The sequence below is a fragment of the uncultured Campylobacter sp. genome (assembly GCF_937890585.1).
Classification (GTDB): domain Bacteria; phylum Campylobacterota; class Campylobacteria; order Campylobacterales; family Campylobacteraceae; genus Campylobacter_A.
On record NZ_CALACG010000336.1, the window covers coordinates 1 to 2,283 of the forward strand.

3 protein-coding genes are annotated in these 2,283 nt (G+C 43.1%); all 3 read left to right on the forward strand.

Annotation, left to right across the window (positions count from 1 at the left end; genetic code table 11):
• Positions 1-338 (forward strand): sigma-70 family RNA polymerase sigma factor (locus Q0296_RS10115; protein WP_298040209.1); only part of this gene is annotated, 338 nt, incomplete at its 5' end.
• Positions 338-1,438 carry a flagellar motor switch protein FliM gene (gene fliM, locus Q0296_RS10120; RefSeq protein ID WP_298040211.1) on the forward strand — a complete coding sequence of 367 codons (1,101 nt, stop codon included), beginning with the start codon at positions 338-340 and terminating at the stop codon, positions 1,436-1,438. The genes Q0296_RS10115 and fliM, both read left to right, overlap by 1 nt.
• Positions 1,428-2,273: a flagellar motor switch protein FliY gene (gene fliY, locus Q0296_RS10125; RefSeq protein WP_298040213.1), complete on the forward strand. Its 846-nt coding sequence runs from the start codon at positions 1,428-1,430 to the stop codon at positions 2,271-2,273. The genes fliM and fliY overlap by 11 nt, the downstream gene beginning before the upstream one ends.
• The last annotated feature ends 10 nt before the right edge of the window (positions 2,274-2,283 follow it).

Here is a 2,283-nt window from a genome sequence, read left to right on the forward strand (position 1 = left end):
ATGTATATATCGCAGAAAAGCTAGGTATCGACGTAGAAAAAGTAAGCGAAGCAAGGAACGTGAGCGCCGTCGTCGCCGTCTTAAACATCGACGATCAAATGGAGCTAATGAGCGAGGAGAATACGCTAGAACGGGTCGAAAAAGAGGATTTGATAGAAAAGATAACTCAAATTTTAAACGAATTTGAGGAGCGCGATCAGCTCATCGTACAGCTTTATTATTACGAAGAGCTGAGCTTAAAGGAGATCAGCGAAATTTTGCAGATTACCGAGAGTAGGATCTCGCAGATACATAAGCGCTTGATGGAAAAAATAAGAAAAAAGCTTGAGGGTAAATAATGGCGGACATTTTAAGTCAAGAAGAGATAGATGCGCTACTTGAAGTCGTCGATGAAGACGGCGATACGAGCAATATCGAGATAGAAGAGAGCCCACAAGGCGAGCAAAAGCAGATCATTATCTATGACTTCAAGCGCCCAAACCGCGTCAGTAAAGAGCAGCTCCGTGCGATAAAAGGTATCCACGACAAGCTTGCTAGAAATTTAGCTAGTCAAATTTCAAGCGTTATGAGAAGTATCGTCGAGCTTAGGCTTCACAGCGTCGATCAGATGACATACGGCGAGTTTTTGATGAGCTTGCCAAGTCCAACTAGCTTTAACGTCTTTTCGATAAAGCCACTTGATGGAAACTGCATTTTAGAGATAAACCCAAGCATAGCTTTTCCTATGATAGACCGCTTGCTTGGCGGAACTGGTGAAAATTTCGAGGCAAACAGAGAGCTAACTGACATCGAGGTAAATTTACTCGATGCGGTGCTTAGGATGATCATGCAGCGTCTAAAAGAGAGCTGGTCGATGATAACTGATATGTATCCAAACGTCGAGGCAAAAGAGAGCAGTCCAAATGTCGTGCAGATCGTATCTCAAAACGAGATCGTCATCATGGTCGTCATGGAGATCATCGTTGGCGGCTCAAGCGGCATGATAAATTTATGCTACCCAGTCATCTACCTAGAGCCTATCCTATCGCGTCTTGCAAACAGGGACATCATGCTTGGTGAAACGAGCGCTAAAAAGAGTAGAAACAAAGAGCTAAAAACGCTCATCGGCCGTGCTGAGGTGCTTTATGAAGCGATATTGGGAAAGTCAATAGTAAGCGTAAATGAGTTTTTAAATTTAAAAGAGGGCGATATCTTAAGGCTTGATAGAGGTGCTGACGATAAAGCGATCGTTTGTATCGATAAAAAAGAGGTATTTTTAGCTGAGGTTGGACTTCATAGATTTAGAAAGTCTATCAAGATCGAGCAGTTAATACGCTCTGATAAAGACGAGATCAAGCACATCCTAGAGAGATACGAAGAAGAGCGAAAAGCCAAGCTGATGGCATACGAAGCAAATGAAAATTTAAACGAAGAAGAGAGCGAAGATAATGACGAATGAGTTTTTTAATATCTTTTCAAATGAGCTAAAAGCGACTATTGAAGGGCTAACTGGTAGAGTGCCAGAGATCGGCGAGAGAAATGAATTTGACGCGCCAGCACAAAATGGCATAAAGCCGCCAGTGGTCATGGCTAGCGTGATCTTAAGCGGCGAGCTCAATGCTAAAGCCGAGATCGCTTGTACGCCGGTGCTCATAAGTGCGGTTAGCGAGTGGATGATGGGTGAGGAGGAAATTTCACGTAATGAAAACCTCGGAAGCGACGAGCTTGACGCTGCAAAAGAGATATTTTCAAACCTTTTTAGCGCCTTTAGCACCTCTCTTGGAGCACAAAAAGGCATGCCAAAGATCAGCTTTGAAGTGGTAAATGTAAATTTCTTAGACGAAAATTCATCACTTGATTTTAGCGTTTTTGAAAAACTATTTTTATTTAATGTAAAGATCGAAGATCTAAACGAGCACATGGCCTTTGTCTGCGACCACGCACTTATGAGATTTTTCGAGCCAGCAAAGGTTGAAGCACCAGCAGCGCAAGCACCAGCTCACAACGCTAAGAGCGACTTTAGCGCTGAAGAGATGAGAAATATCGGCCTTATCATGGACGTAAGGCTACCAATGCGCGTTCGTATCGGCTCAAAAAGGATGCTCTTAAAAGATGTGCTCACTATGGATATAGGCTCAGTCATCGAGCTAAATCAACTCGCAAACGACCCGCTTGAAATTTTGATAGGAGATAAGGTGATCGCACTTGGCGAAGTGGTCATAATAGATGGCAACTTTGGCATACAGATCACTCAGATAGGCTCAAAACGCGAGAGGCTTCAGCAGTTAAAATAATGAATGAATT